The sequence below is a fragment of the Actinoalloteichus sp. GBA129-24 genome (genome assembly GCF_001941645.1).
Classification (GTDB): Bacteria; Actinomycetota; Actinomycetes; order Mycobacteriales; family Pseudonocardiaceae; genus Actinoalloteichus_A; species Actinoalloteichus_A fjordicus.
Genome location: NZ_CP016077.1, coordinates 205,620 through 222,949 on the forward strand (window position 1 = coordinate 205,620; position 17,330 = coordinate 222,949).

Here is a 17,330-nt window from a genome sequence, read left to right on the forward strand (position 1 = left end):
GTGATCCGATACGTCCTGACCCGACTCGGCCAGAGCGTCCTGGTCGTCATGCTCACCGTCTCCACCGTCTTCGTGCTGATCCGGATGGCGCCCGGCGACCCGGCGACGGCCTTCGCCGCGCCGAACGCCACCACGGAGGACCTGGCCGAGATCCGCACCCAACTCGGCCTCGACGGCTCCATCCCCTCCCAGTACCTGACCTTCCTCGGTCAGTTGTTCACCGGGGACCTGGGCACCTCGTACTCGTTCCGCGCGCCCGCCTTCGAGGTCGTGCTCGACCGGGTGCCCTACACGATCACGCTGGCCCTGGCGGCGATCCTGTTGACCGCGCTCATCGCGCTGCCACTGGGCATCTGGATGGCGAGCCGAGCCGACACCACGCGGGAGACCGGCGCGAACATCGCCACCGTCGCGGCCCAGTCCATGCCGGAGTTCTGGAGCGGCATCATGCTGCTCACCGTCTTCTCCGTCCTGATCCCGGTGCTGCCGTCGTCCGGCTTCACCACCTGGGGCGGGCTGGTGCTGCCCGCGGTCACCGTCGCGCTGCTGCAGATCGCGTTGATCTCCCGGCTGGTTCGTCGCGAGATGGTGACCAACCTGACCTCGCCCTATCTGACGGTGGCCCGCGCACACGGCTTCGGCGAGCGTCGGCTCGTCTGGGGCTACGCGCTCGGCAACTCGATCATCCCGGTGCTCACCGCGCTGGGCACCCGATTCGCCGCGATGCTCAACGGCGTGGTCGTGGTGGAGGTCGTGTTCGCCTGGCCCGGTGTCGGCTCGCTCGTCGTGCGGGCGTTGGAGACGCGCGACTATCCGCTGATCCAGGCGACGGTGCTGGTCACCGCCGCGCTCGCGATCCTCGTCCAGCTCCTCATCGACCTGGTGTACCCGCTGCTCGACCCGCGGGTTCGGCTCGGAAAGGCCACGGCGCGATGACCACGACCTCACCTGAGACCCGGCCGAGCCGGGTGACCGCCCGACAACTGCGCGACGCGGGCGTCGCCCGCCGCGCGCGCACCGCCAAGGCCAAGATCCGTATCGGCGCCGTGCTCACCGCGCTCGTCGTGCTGCCGATCCTGCTGGCCGACCTGCTGCCGCTGCCGGATGCCAACGAGCAGGACCTCGGCAGCCGCCGCCTGCCGCCGCTGACCGACGGGCATCTGTTCGGCACCGACCAGCTCGGCAGGGACCTGCTGGCCAGAGTCCTCGACGGCGGCCAGGTCTCCGTCCTCATCGGCGTCCTCGCCGTGGTCGTCTCCGGCCTGATCGGCCTCGTCGCCGGGGCGGCGGCAGGTTACTTCGGCGGCTGGGTCGACGCGGTCGTCTCCCGGCTGCTCGAAGCGCAGATGTCGTTGCCGCTGCTGATGATGCTGCTGCTCGTGGTGGCCCTGTTCGGTCCGTCGATCCCGGTGATCACGGCCGTCATCGCGATCGCCCAGTGGCCGGAGGTGGCGAGGCTGACCCGTTCGATGGTGATGGTCGAACGTGAGAAGCCGTACGTGGACGCCGCCCGCACCCTCGGACTGACGCACTCCGGCGTGCTGTTCCGGCACCTCGTGCCGAACGTCATCCGGCAGACCAGCCTCGTCGTGCTGCTACTGCTGGCGCAGGCGGTGCTCTTGGAGAGCGCACTGAGCTACCTGGGCGCCGGGCCGGAGCGCCCGTACGCCACCTGGGGTCGGCTGATCTCCGACGGACAGGACTACGTCACCACGTCGTGGTGGCTGGTGACACTGCCCGGTCTGATGATCGTGCTGCTCGTGGTCGGCGTGAACCTGCTCGGCGACGGGCTCCGCGACCGCCCGCGCGCGAAGAAGGGAGCCACGACATGAGCAGGCTCGTGGAGATCGAAGACCTTCAGATCGAACTGGTCACCGCGCACGGGGTGGTGCGCGCGGTCGACGGGATCTCACTGCACATCGACGCAGGCGAGACCGTGACGCTGATCGGCGAGTCCGGCTCCGGGAAGTCGACCACGGCGATGGGCCTGCTGCGGCTGCTGCCTGCGGAGCTGGCCGTGCTCTCCGGCAGGGCGCTGCTGGCAGGCCATGACGTCGTGGCCGATCCCGCGTCGATCGCCGCACTCCGAGGCCGGGTCGTCGGGCTGATCCCGCAGGACCCGATGACCGCACTGAGCCCGGTGGAGACGATCGGCCGCAGGCTGACCGAACTGGTGCGACTCCACAACCCGGGCACCAGCCGCCGGGCGGGTCGGGACCAGGCCGCGACGCTGCTGGACCGCGTGCGCGTCCCCGATCCCGCGTGGCTGCTCGACCGCTATCCGCACCAGCTCTCCGGCGGTCTCCAACAGCGAGTGCTGATCGCCTGCGCGCTCACCGGCGAGCCGGAGCTGCTCGTCGCCGACGAGCCGACCAGCGCCCTGGACGTCACCGTGCAGGCGGGCGTGCTCGAGGTGCTGATGGAACTCCAGGAGCGGACCGGCGTGGCGATCCTGATGATCACCCACGACATCGGCGTGGCCCGCCTGGTCTCCGACCGGGTGCACGTGATGCGGGCGGGTCGGTTCGTGGAGAGCGGAGAGGTCGAACAGGTGGTGGACGCCCCGAGCCATCCCTACACCAGGGAACTGCTGGCCTCGGTGCCTCGGCTCGTCGCGAAGGAGGAACGGGCATGAGCGAGACCCCGATCCTGTCCGTGCAGAACCTCGTCGTGGAGTTCCCCGGCACGGGCGGCGCGATCCGCGCGGTCTCGGACGTCGGATTCGACCTGCACCGGGGCCGCACGGTGGGCGTCGTCGGCGAGTCCGGCTGCGGCAAGAGCACCATCGCGCGCAGCATCGTCCGCCTGCAACGGCCCACCGCCGGCCGCATCCTGCTGGACGGCGTCGACATCACGCAGCTGTCCGAACGCAGGCTGCGGCCGATGCGGGCCAGGGTGCAGATGATCTTCCAGGACCCGTACGCCTCGCTCGATCCGCACTTGGACGCAGGCGACATCGTCGGCGAGCCGTTGAAGCTGCGCGGCGTCCGCAACGCCTCGGAGCGTCGACGCGCGGCGGCCGAGCTGCTGGCGCGCGTCGAGCTGCCAGCGAAGGCGCTCGGGCGGCGGCCCGGCGAGTTCTCCGGCGGCCAGCGGCAGCGGATCGGCATCGCCAGGGCCCTGGCCTGCCGTCCCGACGTCCTGGTCTGCGACGAGGCCACCAGTGCGCTGGACGTCTCCGTGCAGGCCCAGGTCCTTCGGCTGCTCCAGGACATCCAGGCCGAGACCGGCGTGGCCTACGTGGTGATCTCGCACAACCTCGGCGTGGTGCGCGAGCTGAGCGACGAGGTGCTGGTGATGCGCCGGGGACAGGTCGTCGAGCACGGCCCGACGCATCAGGTGCTCACCGCGCCCGCCGCCGAGTACACCCGCGTGCTGCGCGACGCGGCACTTGATCCGGCGGCGATCACCGGTCGCAAACCACGACACCTGCTGGCCGCGATCCGCGCGGGCGGCTCCGAAGAGGAGAGGATCGCATGACCATCGGCACACCCAGGCTGGTCCTGGGGACGATGACGTTCGGGGACACCGTCTCGGCGACGGACGCCCAGCGGCTGCTCGACGCTGCGCTCGACGCCGGGATCACCGACGTCGACACCGCGAACGGCTACGCCAAGGGCACCACCGAGGAGCTGCTCGCGCCGCTGATCGCCGCGCGCCGCGACCGGATCACGCTGGCCACGAAGGCGGGCATGCCGCATCCGGACGCAGGAGATACCTCGCCGCTGTCGCCTGCCGGTCTGCGGGCGAGCGTCGAGGGGAGCCTGCGCAGGCTCGGCGTCGACCACATCGACCTCTTCTACCTGCACCAGCCGGACGCCGCCGCCCGGGTGGAGGACACCATGCGGGCCGTCGCGAAGCTGGTCGAGGAGGGCAAGATCCGCAGCCTCGGCGTGTCGAACTTCGCGGCGTGGCAGATCGTCGAACTGAACCGGGTCGCCGACCAGCTCGGCACGCCCCGCCCCGTCATCGCCCAGCAGCTCTACAACCTGCTGGCCAGGCGGATCGACGAGGAGTACGCCGCGATGGCCGCCGCGACCGGGATGGACACCGTGGTCTACAACCCGCTCGGCGGCGGCCTGCTCACCGGACGACACCGCTTCGAGAGCACCCCCGGCAGCGGGCGGTTCGGCGACTCCGTGCTGGCCGGGATGTACCGGCAGCGCTACTGGGATGCCCAGCTCTTCGAGGCGGTCGACGCGCTGACCGCGATCGCGGACCAGGCCGGTCTGCCGCTCACCGAGCTCGCCCTGCGCTGGCTGCTGTCTCGCCCGGTCGTCGACGCCGTCCTGCTCGGCGCCTCCCGGCTCGACCACCTCACCTCGAACATCGACGCGCTGGGCCGAGGCCCGCTGCCCGACGACGTCGTCGCCGCCTGCGACGAGGTCGGTGCCCGGCTGCGTGGACCCATGCCCGCCTACAACCGCTGAGAACGAACAGGAGCCCCACTTCCATGAGCGCACTCGACTTCGCCCGCCGCATCCGAGGCCGGGAGCAGGCCGTCGGCTACTGGGTCGTGCTGGACGATCCGATCGCCACCGAGCGGCTCGCCCGACTCGGCTACGACTACGTGGCCGTCGACGCCCAGCACGGCCTGGTCGGGTACGAGGGCATCCGCAACGCGATGCTCGCCATCGACGCGGGCGCGACCTCCGCCGCGATGGTGCGGGTCGAGCAGAACGATCCCTTCGCCATCGGCCGGGTGCTCGACGCGGGTGCCACCGGCGTCATCGTCCCGCTGATCGACACGGCCGAGGATGCGGCGGCCGCCGTGCGCTCCACCCGTTACCCGCCGCACGGGCGCCGGTCCTACGGCCCGATGCGGGCTCAGCTCCGCGTCGGCCCGACGCCCGCCGTCTCGGACGAGGCCACGCTGGTCCTGGCGATGATCGAGACGCCGGAGGGCCTGGCCAACGTCGCGGAGATCTGCGCGACGCCGGGCCTGGACGGCGTCTACGTCGGCCCGTCCGACCTTCGACTCGCGGTCGGCGGCGCCACCTCGACCGACCCGGCCGTCGACGGTCCCTTCGAGGAGGCCGTCACCAGGATCGCCGAGGCCGCCGCAGCCGCCGGGATCGCCGCGGGCATCCACACTCCCGGCGGCGAGGTCGCCCGGCGTCGACTTGCCCAGGGCTACACCTTCGCCTCGGTGGCCTGCGACCTCGTGCACCTGGAGCAGGCGGCGAAGGCCCACCTGAGCGCCGCGCGAGGCGAGCAGTGAGCACCCTGCGCGAGACGGGGCCGGGGCTGGCGGAGGCAGGCCTCGTCGCCCCGGTCGCGCAGTCCCATGCGGCGAACCTCGCCGTGCTGCCCGACGGCGACCTCGGCTGCGTCTGGTTCGGCGGCACGCAGGAGGGCGTGCACGACATCCGGATCTGGTTCGCCCGGCTGGCCCAGGACGGCACGACGTGGTCCGACCCGGTCGCGTTGACCGACGACCCGGAGCGCTCCGAGCAGAACCCGCTGCTCTTCCACGCGCCGGACGACAGCCTCTGGCTGTTCTGGACCGCGCAGCACGCAGGCAGGCAGGACACGGCCGAGGTACGCGTCCGCCGGTCCACCGACAGCGGTCGCAGCTGGGACGAACCGCGTGTCCTGCTGCCCGCCGACGAGGTCGGCGGCGTGTTCATCCGCCAGCCCGTGCAGGTCACCGCCGAGGGCACCTGGCTGCTGCCGTCCTTCTCCTGTCGGGCGCCCGCGACCGGGACCTGGTCCGGTGGCGAGGACACCAGCGCGGTCTACGCCAGCACCGACGGCGGGACGAGTTGGAGCCGACACGACGTCCCCGGCAGCCGAGGCGCGGTGCACATGAACGTGCTGCCCGCCGAGGACGGCTACCTCGCGCTCTATCGGAGTCGCTTCGCCGACGCGATCCACGCCAGCACCTCGCCGGACGGAGTGCGCTGGACCAAGCCCGTGCCGACGGCACTGCCCAACAACAACTCCTCGGTGCAGGCGACCCGGCTCCGCGACGGCAGGCTCGCGCTGGTCTACAACGCGAGCAGCGCGGCCGACGCCAGCCATCGTCGCGCGGGCCTCTACGACGAGGTCGACGAGCACGGCGCGCTGGGCGGTCGGGAACGGCCCGCCGTGGCCGTCGACCGGGACACCTCCGGGCAGGCCGAGGATCGACAGGCCTTCTGGGGCGCACCCCGGGCGCCGATCGCGCTGGCCACCTCGGCCGACGACGGACGCAGCTGGCAGCGGCATCCGGACCTGGCCCAGGGCGAGGGCACCTGCCTGACCAACAACTCCCGCGACGGGCTCAACCGCGAGCTGTCCTACCCCTCGATCGTTCAGGACGCGCGGGGTCGGGTGCACGTCGCCTACACCCGGCACCGCTCGTCCATCCGGCACGTCCGCATCGAACCGGACTGGCCGGGCTGGCAGGAGACACGATGAGCCTGACCCTGATCACCACCCCGACCTTCGGCCGCTACTCCTCGACGCCGTGGGACCTGCTGCGCGACGCCGGAGTCCACGCCGAGCGTCCTCGCGACGACGGGCCGCTGCCCCGCGCCGACCTGCTGGATCGAGTGCCTGCGGCCGAGGCGTTGATCGTCGGGCTGGACCCGATCGACCGGGCGGTGTTCGAGGCCGCGCCCCGGCTGAAGGTCGTCGCGAAACACGGCGTCGGCTACGACAACATCGACCTCGACGCCGCCCGCGACCACGGTGTACGGGTGGTCTACGCGCCCGGCAGCAACTCGCGGGCCGTCGCCGAGCTGACCTTCGGCCTGCTGCTGGACGTCGCGCGCGGGATCTCGGCGAACGACCGAGCGGTCCGGGCGGGCGGCTGGCCGAAGACCTTCGGCGTCGAACTGGCGGGCCGCAGCCTCGGCGTCGTCGGATTCGGCCGGATCGGCAGGCTGATGGCCGGTTACGCCGCCGCCTTCGGGATGACCGTCGTGGCACACGACCCCTTCGTGCCCGCCGACGGCTTCGGCGACGTCACCTCGGTCGACCTCGACGCCGCGATCGACAACGACGTGGTCAGCCTGCATCTGCCCGCCGTGCCCGGCTCCGGTCCGCTGCTCGATCGCACCCGGCTGGAGTCGATGCGGCCCGGCGCGATCCTGCTCAACGCGGCCCGAGGCGGACTCGTCGACGAGGCGGCGGCGGCGGAGCTGCTGCACAGCGGGCACCTGGCAGGCGCAGGCTTCGACGCCTTCGCCGTCGAGCCGATCGGCGACAGCCCGTTGTCGACGGCGCCGAACGTGGTGCTCACCGCGCATATCGGAGCGTGCAGCCGGGAGGCCAACAAGGCGATGGGCATCGCCGTGGTCGAAGGCGTGCTGAGCGTGCTCGGCGGCGGCGAGCCGCGTCATTCCGCCTTCTAGAAGGCCAGAACACCGAAGAGGACCAGCATGAAGATCGAGCGCATCAGGATCGACAAGGCCAAGTTCGACATGGTCGACTTCGCCAAGCACCCGACCGGCTTCTCCCTGGTGTACGAGCCGGGCAGCCGCAAGCCGACCAGCGCCTACGCCATCCGCATCTACACCGATGAAGGCGTGACCGGCGGCTACGTCGGCGGCAACGCGATCGCCGCCGCGCAGGTGCGCATGTTCGGCGACTACCTGATCGGCAAGAACCCGTTGCAGCGCGAGCTGATCTACAACGACGTCAAACGGCAGCTCCGCAAGTTCGACAAGATGGGCATGGGCTTCGTCGACATCGCGCTCTGGGATCTCGCCGGACACGCGCACGATGCCTCGATCCGCACGCTGCTCGGCGGCTGGAAGACCCGGCTGCCCGCCTACGCCTCGACCGCTGCGGGCGACCGCAACGGGGGACTGGACAGCCCCGAGGCCTATGCGGACTTCGCGGTGGCCTGCAAGGACCTCGGCTACCGGGCCTACAAGCTGCACGTGTGGGACGAGTACGAGGTCGCCGAGGTCGTCCGGACCATCACGAAGGTCCGCGAGGCGGTCGGTCCCGAGATGGACCTGATGCTGGACCCCGGCTGCAAGCTGGAGACCTTCGCGCACGCGGTCCAGGTCGGCCGCGCCTGCGACGAGGCGAACTTCCTGTGGCTGGAGGACCCGTACAAGGACACCGGCATCTCGATCTTCGGTCACAAGCGGCTCCGTGAGCTGATCCGCACCCCGCTGCTGCAGACCGAGCACGTGCGGGGACTGGAGCAGCACGTCGACTTCGTCGTCGGCGGCGGAACCGACTTCGTGCGGGCCGACGCCGAGTACGACGGCGGCATCACCGGAGCGGTGAAGATCGCGCACGCCACCGAGGGGCTCGGACTGGACGTCGAGCTGCACACCCCCGGCCCGGCACAGCGGCAGCTGATGGCCTCGCTGCGCAACACCAACTACTACGAGATGTCCTTCGTCCACCCGAAGTCGAGCGAGATCGGCCGCAGCCAGCTCGTCTACGCCGACGACTACCGCGACGGACTCACCGCCATCGACTCCGAGGGCTGTGTGCCGGTGCCCGAGGGCAACGGACTCGGCGTGACCTACGACTGGGACCTCATCGAGGCGAACACCGTCGAGACAGTGGAATTCTCCTGATGACCAGTACGACGGCCGGACCGGAGCAGCGCGATCTCTACGCGCTGCGTGCCGAGGACGTGCAGGAGCCGCCCACCACCTTCCGGGGTCGGCTGCGGTATCTCGGGCCGGGGATGATCCTCTCGGCGGCGGTGGTCGGCTCCGGCGAGCTGATCCTCACCACCTCGCTCGGTGCCCGGGCGGGCTTCGCCCTGATGTGGCTGATCATCGTCGCCACGACGGTGAAGGTCTGGGTGCAGATGGAACTCGGGCGACTGACCGTCTTATACGGACGGCCTGCGCTGGAGGCGTTCAGCGACGTCGCGCCCCGGACTCGGCGAGGCAGCTGGATCAACTATCTGTGGATCGGCATGGACTTCGCCAAGATGTTCCAGCGCGGCGGGATCATCGGCGGGACGGCGGCGGCCTGCTCGATCCTGTTCCCGATCGTCGGCGAGCCGTTGAGCCGGGAGTCCACCACGGTCTGGTGCGTGGTGATCGTGGTGGTCACGATCGCGATCCTCCAGAGCAGCAAGTACTCCATCGTCGAGACCGCCTCGGTGATCGCGGTGGCGATGTTCACGATGATCACCGTCGGGCTCGCCGTGGCCCTGCCCTTCACCGAGTTCGGCTGGAACATGGGCGACATCGCGGGCGGGTTGGAACTGGCCGTGCCCGTGGGGGCACTGGGGCTGGCCGTCGCGATGTTCGGCTCCACCGGCGTCGGCGCCGACGAGATGACCACCTACACCTACTGGTGCATGGAGAAGGGCTACGCCCGCTGGACCGGGCCTGCCGACGGCACCCCGGAGCGGGATCGGCGGGCCGAGGGCTGGCTCAAGGTGATGCGGTTGGACGTCGCGGTGTCCTGGCTGGTCTGCACCGTCTGCACGGTGGCCTTCTACATCATCGGCGCGTCCGTGCTGCATCCGCAGGGCCTTGTGCCCGAGGGCAACGAGATGATCACCACCCTGTCGCGGATGTACACCGACACCATCGGCGGCTGGGCGGAGATCGTGTTCCTGCTCGGGACGATCGCCGTGCTGTTCTCGACCAACATCGGCTCGACGGCCAGCGTCCCGAGGCTCTGGACCAACACCCTGGGCATCATCGGAGTCCTGGACTGGAAGAACCCCGAGGTGCGCCGCAAGACGATTCGGCTGCTCACCTTCTGCTTCCCGCCGCTGTGGGCGTCGTTCTACCTGTTCGTCCAGTCACCGGTGCTGATGGTGCAGATCGGTGGCATCGGGTCCGGCATCTTCCTGGTCGCCGTGGTCATCGGTGTGTGGTATCTGCGGGCCAAGGAACCGGACAAGCGGTTCCGGCCCAATCCGTTCATCACCGGGGCGCTGGTGGTGAGCAGTATCGCAATCATGACCCTGGGGGTGTACTCGGCGTTGGAGGTGTTCGGCATCTCGATCGGATAAGGCGGGCCGGGGTTCACCTCCCCGATGCTGAACACTCAGGAGAGGCCTCCGGCGACGGGGGCCTCTCGTACTTTTCACCAGCTTCTCCGGGGCTCGAGCGTGTCCAGTTCGCTGCGGGGAGCATGGCGAGTGCCGACACCGACGTTCGCAGGTGCCGAGAGCAGCCGTAACTCGTGCACGGGCGGTTGCCTGCGCAACGGCCAACTGGTCATACGCAGGCACCGGGTCGCCCGACTGCGCCAGATGTGTGATCTTGGCCGTCGGCTGCAGACAGTGGCAGACACGCTACGGAGTGCCTGTTAGCTTCGATGCGGAGATCGTGGACGCCGACCGTGGGGACGGGCCGCTCACGAGCACGCGACGGGGAGGGGCGGCACTCATGTCTGACGGCTACGAGATAGACCTCGAGCGAGCGCCACAGATTTTGGCGAATCTGAAAGAGGCGCGGTGGGAGGTTATGCGGCTCCTCACGGCCGCTGGCCAGCTCGCAGCAATAAGCTTCCGCGGATCTGACATGGTCAGCAGGCATGCCACGGCCGAGATGCATGCGTTGACATTGGACCCGGCCAATGGATCACTGTTCCAGGCGGTGGAGTCGTATTTGCAGGCAATTGATGATCAGATTGCCAGCCTGGAGCAAACGCTCCTGAACTATCACACAATCGAAGAGCTCAACTCGATTACTGGTGTTCCCATAGGAATGTCAGAGGTGGGGGATTGATGGTAGTGATAATCCGATACCTCTAGGATGTATGGTGAATAGGACTTCGCGAGGTTTCCTTGCCTCATTTTTCATCACGATGGTGACAGTCTCTATTGGTGGGTGTGCACAAGAGCAACAAGGCAATGCTTCACCCACTGAAGTGGAGGTCAATGAAAGTATGTCGACCGAATCACCTCTTCCTGTGGAAGCTTCTTTGGCTCCAGGTGTCCCAAGCCCGAAGAATATCGACGGCTTGGCTCCATGCGATTTTCTGACATCGGATCAGGCGGCAGACTTGGACCTTCCCGCCGCAGGGCAGGAGGGTGCAACGCTGGCTGGATCTCCTGAGTGTCGGTGGGGGGATGTCAACGTAGGACTCACGGTGGCAATCTACGTTGAGACACACGATCTCAACCTATCTGGAATATATTCCCAAGAAGACAGTTTTGCGGTCTTTGAGCCCACGGAAATTGCCGGGCACCCAGCGGTCATGACCAGCCGGGTTGAAAGTAATTTCGGTTGCGATACTTACTTCGGGGTGAACGATGATCAACTGATCGTGGTAAGTGCCAACGTTGGCAGTCGCGATGACCTGGAGCCGTGCGAGTGGGGATCAAGCGTTGCCGCTGCAATGGCCGAGAACCTTTAATGTAAAGATGATTTAATCTCGAGTGTCTTTGAAGGGGGAGATGGTGAGTTATCAGCCGAAGTCAAGTCATTATAGTTGGGATCACACCAATGCTCAGGCGATCTCGGCTGCACTGAAATCCGACCCGGATGGCGCAGATCCCGGGCTCATGAAAAGCACTTGGGATCACATAGCTGATCGATTCCTGGCAGTGGGAGAGTACATCGAATCATCGATGGCTGTCTCCCGGGAACTGTATCATGGTGCTGCTTCTGACCAGTTCAGGAATTCTTCCTCGCCTCTTGCTGTGTATGCCATTGAGGCCAGGGATCAGGCGGCCCAGGTGGCGATGGCAATCCAGGCGCAAGCTGCCTATCAAGCGGTGGCGAAGGCGATCGTTCCCATTGGATCGCCGAAGCCCGAAAAAGGATTTATTGATTCCATAACCTTTGGTCTCAATGGCCATAATGATGAAGTGAAAAAATACGATGAAGAAAATCAGCGCGCACGCGATGTGATGACTCATTACCAATCCAGTACAAATTCGACTCTTGTCGCATTGCGCGGTTTTGATCCCCCTGTGAATACGCGTGTCACCATCGCCGACCCCAGCCTACGTCGGGCTGATGACGGGATGCCGTCGACGTTCGGGGATTCTTCGCTGCCCGGTGGTGGCACCGACGGCGGTGGGTCCGGCGTGCCCGGTGGCGGGTCCGAGGGCGGCTCCCATGGCGGGAGTCACGGCGGGGGCGATTACGGCGGCGGCTCCGGTGGGTCTGGTGGCAGGGGCGATGGGCCCGGCTATTCGGCTCCGCCGACGTCTCCGCCCACGGCTCCGCCCACGATCGGGCCTGACTTCAATAGTCCCGGTCCGGTTCAGCCTTCTCCGATCGGTGCGCCGCTCGGGCCGCCGAACGCTGGTCCGCCGCCCGGATACTTCGGTCCGCCCGGCGGCGGCCCTGTCCCGCCTAGCGGTTTCGGTGCGCCGCACGGCCCCAACGGCAACGGAGCCAACCCCGGTGGCCGAGGACCCGGCGGCGTTGGCGGTCACGGCCCGGGTGGCCCTGGTGGCTGGCCCGGCGGCTTCGGCGGTCTTGGCGGCGGACCCGGTGGCGGTCGGATCCCCGCAGGTTTCGGGCCTGGCAGCGGCGGTGGTTTCGGGCCTGGTAGCGGCGGACCCGGCGGTGGCTTCGGGCCCGGTGGGTCTTCCGGCGGCGGGCGGCTGCCCGGCGGCTTCGGGCCCGCAGGCGGTGGCGCAGGCGGGATGGGCGGCGGTGTGGCAGGCGGCGGCGGTGCTGGTGGCCGTGGTGGCGCTGGCGAGGAGGACAAGGAACACCAGCGCGCCGACTACCTCATCGAGATGGATGACGTCTTCACCGACGGCACCAAGGTCGCACCGGCCGTCTTCGGCGACGAGCCTCCCTCGGGGATCCGGTAGGTCGTCGCGGAGCGAACCGCGGCGGTGTCCACGTACCTGATCGACCGTACGACCGGTATGAACATGGCGTCGGCGAGGCGGTTCAGGATCGCGAAGTCGCGGCATCCTCGGCGGCACCGTCCCCGCCTGAACGGAGACGAGGCGTCATCACGTGGGTGTGCCGCGCAACTCTCCAGCACGGGTGTGGTGCCGTGCCGTCCTCGAATGCCGACGCGGTGATGTTCCCGGAAAGGGAATTCGTCTGCTGGCCCGCTGCGGGATGTTGCCCCGCATCCATGGCGCCAACCTCGAAAACCAGCAGTGGCCCGAGCGCATGGATACGCTCGGGCCACTGGTCTGGGCGGAGGATACGGGATTCGAACCCGTGAGGGTTTTAGCCCAACACGATTTCCAATCGTGCGCCTTAGGCCGCTCGGCCAATCCTCCGAGAGAGACTCTACCCGATCGGGTCTGCAGGCCGTAAACCGCCCCGGACCTGCACGGATGCGGAGGCGCTTGCCGGGCACAGTCGAGCCTCGCTGACCTCGGGTGCGTTCCTGGCCATCGGTTGAGAGTTGTCCCACCGCAGCGGGACGGCCGTGCGGCGGGCCCGCCAGGCAACGGGCCCGCCTTGGGTCAGCCTGTGGGCACCACCGACCGCCGGGAGCGGTACTCGTTGAGCATCACCGCGAGGATGATCACCGCGCCTTGGATCGCCTGCTGCCAGTATGCGCTCACCTGGAGGGCGATCAGGCCGTTGGTGATGACGCTGAGCAGCACCGCACCGAGCACGGTGCCGAGGATGGTGCCTCGCCCGCCGAAGAGGCTCGCGCCACCGATCACCACGGCACCGATGGCGGTCAGCTCGTAGCCGACCCCGGCGCTGGGCTGGGCGACCGAGAGTCGGGCGGTCTCCAGCAGGCTCGACAGCGCAGCCAGCGAGCCCGCCGTGGCGTAGACGAAGAGCTTGACCCGTTCGACGCGGATGCCGGACAACACGGCGGCGGGCTCGTTCGAGCCGGTGAAGTAGACGTGGCGGCCCAGCGTGGTCCGGCTCAGCACCAGATGCGCCGCCACCGCGACCACGGCCGCGATCCACACCGGGATCGGGATGCCCAGCCAGGAGCCCTGGCCCAGCGCCAGGAACGGCGGGGCGAAGCCCGTCTGGGTCGAGCCGCTGGTCAGGCCCAGCGCCAGTCCTCTGGCGATGCCGAGCATGCCCAGGGTGATGATGAAGGGCGGCACCCTGGTCAACACGATCAGCACGCCGTTGAGCACGCCGCACGCGAGGCCGGTGAGCAGCGCGAACGGGATGGCCACCACGTAGGGGAGATCCGCGACGATCACCCAGTATCCGGTGGCCACCGAGGTCAGCGCGACCACCGAGCCCACGGACAGGTCGATACCGCCGGTGGCGATCACGAAGGTCACTCCGACGGCGATGATCACCACGAGAGCGGCCTGCCTGGCCACCACCACGAGGTTGTCCAGCGTCACGAAGCTGTCGGTTCGCACCGCCAACAGGACCAGTAACGCGATCAGCACCAGCACCAGGCCGGACTCCCGCGCCCGCAGCGCCCGCTGCCAGAAGGGCGCCGCCGAGGGGGTCACCGCCTGCTCGACCCGGGCGGGAGGGTCCGGTGGTGTCTCGGACTTCGTCTCAACCATGGATGGACTCCTCCTCAACCGGCGGATGCCGTGGTCACACCGGTGGCCAGCGCCACCACCGTCTCCTCGGTGGCGCTCGCCGCGTCCAGCTCGCCGACCGAGCGTCCCTCGTGCAGGACGACGATCCGATCGCTCATGCCCAGGACCTCCGTCAGCTCGCTGGAGATCAACACGATGGCGACGCCCTCGGCGGCCAGGCCTCGGATGATGCGGTAGATCTCGGCCTTCGCGCCGATGTCCACGCCTCGGGTCGGCTCGTCGAGCAGCAGCACGGTCGGGTTCACCGCCAGCCACTTGGCCAGCGCCACCTTCTGCTGATTCCCGCCGGAGAGTGCCCCGGTGATCGACCCGACGTCGGGGCAGGCGATGCGCAGGTCGGTGCGGAACCGCTCGCCGAGTCGTCGCTCGCGCGCCGCTCGGAACCACCCGCCCGGCGCCACCTGCTCCGGGACCGTCACGGAGATGTTGTTTCCGACGGACTTGTCCAGGAACAGCCCGGACAACGCGCGGTCCTCCGACAGATAGCCCAGACCCGCGCGCACCGCCTGCCGGGGATGTCTGAAGGTCACCGAGGCGCCGCGCAGCCGGATCTCCCCCTCGAAGCGGGCGGCGCCGAACACCGCCTTGGCCGTCTCCGTGCGGCCGGAGCCGACCAGACCCGCCAGGGCGACGATCTCGCCCGCGCGCACGCGAAAGGAGACGTCGTGGACACGGGTCCCGCTGCGCAGTCCGCGCACCTCCAGGACCACCTCGTCGCGGGCCGCGTCGGAACGTTCGCCGTAGAGCCGGGTGATCTCCCTGCCCACCATGCGGGTCACCAGCGCGTCCGAGTCGGTCTCGGCCACGGCAAGGACGCCGTTGTGTCTGCCGTCCCGCAGCACGGTGACCCGATCGCAGACCGCGAAGATCTCCCGCATCCGGTGGCTGACGTAGATCACCGACACGCCGGAGTCGCGCAGCCTGCGCACCACGTCGAGCAGCAGGTCCACCTCGTCCTCGGTCAATGCCGAGGTCGGCTCGTCCATCACCACGATGCGGGCCTTCGCGGCCAGCGCCCTGGCGATCTCGACGAGCTGCTGTCGAGCCAGCGACAGGGTGCTCACCTCGGCCCACGGGTCGACCGCGACGCCCAGTTCGGCCAGGGCCGCCGTGCTGCGCCTGGTCATCTCGGCTTTGTCGAGGAACCCGAGCCGCGTCGGCTCGGCCGCCACCAGGATGTTCTCGGCCACCGAGAGGTCAGGGGCCAGGGTCAGCTCCTGGTGGATGACGGCGATGCCGTTGGCCTTGGAGACCCGAGGATCGGTGATCCGGATCGGCTCGCCGGACAGCTCGGTGGTCCCCGCGTCGGGGAGCACCGCACCGGCGAGGATCTTCAGCAGCGTCGACTTGCCCGCGCCGTTCTCGCCGACCAGGCCCATGACCTCGCCCGCGCGGACCTCGAAGTCCACCTCGTCCAGGGCTCGCACGCCCGGATAGGTCTTCACGACCCCGGTCATGCGCACGGCCGGGCTCGTCATGAGACGACCTGTTCGAAGTCGTCCAGCGTCTCGAGGGTGACCGCGACGACGCCGGTGTCCAGTTCGGTCTCGTCCGGCGTCTCGCCGTTCGCCATCGCCACCAGCATCTGCAGGCCTGCGGCCGACATGCCGTAGGGCCGCTGGGAGACCAGGAGCTGGATGCACTCGGCCCGCATCAGGTCTCGGGACTGCGGAATGGCGTCGAAGCCTGCCACCAGCACCTCGCCGCAGCGGTTCTGCTGCTGGAGCGCGACGGCCGCGCCGGGGGCGTCGCCGCCGTTGACCCCGATGATCGCTCGGACGTCCGGGTGGACGGACAGGATGGCCTCGGTGCGACTGGTCGCCTGCGCGAGGCTGTCGTTGGACTCCTCGATCGCGACGATCTCCATGTCCGGCTCGGCCTCGATCACCTCGCGGAGACCGGTGAGTCGCTGTTGGGAGTTGACCGCGCCGAGCGAGCCGACGATGACGGCGACCTCGCCCTCACCGCCGAGTTCTTCGACGAGGTTCTCGCCGAAGGTGCGGCCCGCCTGGGTGTTGTCGGTGCCGATATAGCCCTGCACGTCGCTGTCGGGAACGGGGGAGTCCCAGGCGATCACCTGAATTCCTGCATCCCGGGCGGCGGAGATGGTGGCCTGCACCGAGGCGGGGTCATTGGGGGATATCGCGATTCCCGCAGGTCTCCGGGATACGGCCGCCTCGAACATCTGCACCTGCTGACCGACGTCGGTCGTCTGCGGGCCGATGAACTCGGCGCTGACGCCTAATCGTTCCGCAGCGGCGGACATCCCCAGTCTCGCGTCGTCCCAGTACGGGTTGTCCAGGGATTTGGGCAGGAAGATGTAGAGATCCTCCGAATCACCCGTGACGTCGGGAATGCCCAATTCGGCGGCCAGGTCCGCCGCGTCCTGTTGACTCGCGTCATCGGGGATCGCATCACGCTGTTGTGCCAGATAATCGGAATTGGAGCCGCAACCGGTCGCGACGAGGGCGACCAGGACGACGGAAACCGCGAGCGGGAACGGTCGCACCCTCGCACATCCCTTCGGTGACCACGCTGTTCCGAGATATCGGATGCTGTCCGAGATACTGTCGCAAAGCTAGGCCAGTCGTGAGTGGTCGTCAAGAACCGGATTCGCGGTCAGGACTATGCGGCTAGGCCGTTCGGCCGAGCAATCACGTCGTCGGGCCTGCTGGGAACGCGGGAACAACGCAGGGACACGGTGCGGCGTGCTGCGGGGCGAGCCGGCTGGACGTCGGGTTCCGGTCCGCTGTGACCGGCGCACGCCGCATTCATCCCGGGATTCCGACACGGATTGGTCGCGGCAGGGGTGCCCGGTCGTCATACCGACGGGCTAACCGTCTCACTCATCCGGCTCTTGTCCTGCGACTCGGGACCCGGCTGATCTCCCAACGGGCGAAGGTGAATCGCGAGGTGATCGGTCCGGTGTGAAGGAGCTGCT

General features: G+C 68.6%; 17 protein-coding genes and 1 tRNA gene. 13 read left to right on the top strand and 5 right to left on the bottom strand.

Annotated elements, in window-relative coordinates; genetic code table 11:
• The 12 genes from UA75_RS00915 to UA75_RS00970 all read left to right on the top strand — a co-directional run bounded on the left by UA75_RS00915 (nt 1) and on the right by UA75_RS00970 (nt 11,286).
• On the top strand, nt 1–936 hold the full coding sequence (locus UA75_RS00915; RefSeq protein WP_157433924.1) for an ABC transporter permease: 936 nt from the start codon (nt 1–3) through the stop codon (nt 934–936).
• Nucleotides 933–1,832 (top strand): ABC transporter permease, encoded by a 900-nt coding sequence (locus tag UA75_RS00920; protein WP_075738036.1) that lies wholly within the window; start codon nt 933–935, stop codon nt 1,830–1,832. The genes UA75_RS00915 and UA75_RS00920 overlap by 4 nt, the downstream gene beginning before the upstream one ends.
• On the top strand, nt 1,829–2,635 hold the full coding sequence (locus UA75_RS34265; RefSeq protein WP_075738038.1) for an ABC transporter ATP-binding protein: 807 nt from the start codon (nt 1,829–1,831) through the stop codon (nt 2,633–2,635). Before UA75_RS00920 ends, UA75_RS34265 begins: the two co-directional genes overlap by 4 nt.
• Entirely contained in the window at nt 2,632–3,480 is an 849-nt protein-coding gene (locus tag UA75_RS34270) for a dipeptide/oligopeptide/nickel ABC transporter ATP-binding protein (RefSeq protein ID WP_075738040.1), read from the top strand. Before UA75_RS34265 ends, UA75_RS34270 begins: the two co-directional genes overlap by 4 nt.
• Nucleotides 3,477–4,430, top strand: coding sequence for an aldo/keto reductase (locus UA75_RS00935; protein ID WP_075738042.1), 954 nt, complete (start codon nt 3,477–3,479; stop codon nt 4,428–4,430). The genes UA75_RS34270 and UA75_RS00935 overlap by 4 nt, the downstream gene beginning before the upstream one ends.
• Nucleotides 4,431–4,453: 23 nt before the next feature.
• Nucleotides 4,454–5,221, top strand: a complete 768-nt coding sequence (locus UA75_RS00940; RefSeq protein WP_075738044.1) for an HpcH/HpaI aldolase family protein — start codon at nt 4,454–4,456, stop codon at nt 5,219–5,221.
• The gene (locus UA75_RS00945) at nt 5,218–6,402 is read left to right on the top strand and encodes a sialidase family protein (RefSeq protein WP_075738046.1); all 1,185 of its coding nucleotides are present in this window, start codon (nt 5,218–5,220) and stop codon (nt 6,400–6,402) included. Before UA75_RS00940 ends, UA75_RS00945 begins: the two co-directional genes overlap by 4 nt.
• The gene (locus UA75_RS00950) at nt 6,399–7,340 is read left to right on the top strand and encodes a phosphoglycerate dehydrogenase (protein WP_075738048.1); all 942 of its coding nucleotides are present in this window, start codon (nt 6,399–6,401) and stop codon (nt 7,338–7,340) included. The genes UA75_RS00945 and UA75_RS00950 overlap by 4 nt, the downstream gene beginning before the upstream one ends.
• A gap of 27 nt (nt 7,341–7,367) precedes the next feature.
• Entirely contained in the window at nt 7,368–8,528 is a 1,161-nt protein-coding gene (locus UA75_RS00955) for an enolase C-terminal domain-like protein (RefSeq protein WP_075738050.1), read from the top strand.
• The gene (locus UA75_RS00960) at nt 8,528–9,934 is read left to right on the top strand and encodes an Nramp family divalent metal transporter (protein ID WP_075738052.1); all 1,407 of its coding nucleotides are present in this window, start codon (nt 8,528–8,530) and stop codon (nt 9,932–9,934) included. The genes UA75_RS00955 and UA75_RS00960 overlap by 1 nt, the downstream gene beginning before the upstream one ends.
• Before the next feature lie 379 nt (nt 9,935–10,313).
• Nucleotides 10,314–10,655 carry a hypothetical protein gene (locus UA75_RS00965; RefSeq protein ID WP_157433925.1) on the top strand — a complete coding sequence of 114 codons (342 nt, stop codon included), beginning with the start codon at nt 10,314–10,316 and terminating at the stop codon, nt 10,653–10,655.
• A 79-nt stretch (nt 10,656–10,734) separates the two neighbouring features.
• Nucleotides 10,735–11,286: a DUF3558 domain-containing protein gene (locus UA75_RS00970; RefSeq protein ID WP_198042895.1), complete on the top strand. Its 552-nt coding sequence runs from the start codon at nt 10,735–10,737 to the stop codon at nt 11,284–11,286.
• 208 nt (nt 11,287–11,494) lie between these two features.
• Here the strand turns inward: UA75_RS00970 and UA75_RS32390 are convergent, their stop codons facing one another.
• Nucleotides 11,495–11,791, bottom strand: a complete 297-nt coding sequence (locus UA75_RS32390) for a hypothetical protein (RefSeq protein WP_157433926.1) — start codon at nt 11,789–11,791, stop codon at nt 11,495–11,497.
• A 738-nt stretch (nt 11,792–12,529) separates the two neighbouring features.
• On the opposite strand from UA75_RS32390, the gene UA75_RS32395 reads away from it, so the two are divergent.
• On the top strand, nt 12,530–12,703 hold the full coding sequence (locus UA75_RS32395) for a hypothetical protein (protein ID WP_157433927.1): 174 nt from the start codon (nt 12,530–12,532) through the stop codon (nt 12,701–12,703).
• Between the two features lie 341 nt (nt 12,704–13,044).
• On the opposite strand, the gene UA75_RS00975 is transcribed toward UA75_RS32395, so the two are convergent.
• The 4 genes from UA75_RS00975 to UA75_RS00990 form a co-directional block, all read right to left on the bottom strand.
• Nucleotides 13,045–13,129 (bottom strand) — tRNA-Ser (locus UA75_RS00975).
• Between the two features lie 189 nt (nt 13,130–13,318).
• Nucleotides 13,319–14,350 carry an ABC transporter permease gene (locus tag UA75_RS00980; protein ID WP_083682828.1) on the bottom strand — a complete coding sequence of 344 codons (1,032 nt, stop codon included), beginning with the start codon at nt 14,348–14,350 and terminating at the stop codon, nt 13,319–13,321.
• Nucleotides 14,351–14,364: 14 nt separating this feature from the next.
• Complete coding sequence (locus UA75_RS00985; protein ID WP_075738058.1) at nt 14,365–15,867, bottom strand: sugar ABC transporter ATP-binding protein; 1,503 nt, start codon at nt 15,865–15,867, stop codon at nt 14,365–14,367.
• Entirely contained in the window at nt 15,864–16,898 is a 1,035-nt protein-coding gene (locus UA75_RS00990; protein ID WP_075738060.1) for a sugar-binding protein, read from the bottom strand. Before UA75_RS00990 ends, UA75_RS00985 begins: the two co-directional genes overlap by 4 nt.
• Nucleotides 16,899–17,330: the final 432 nt, after the last annotated feature.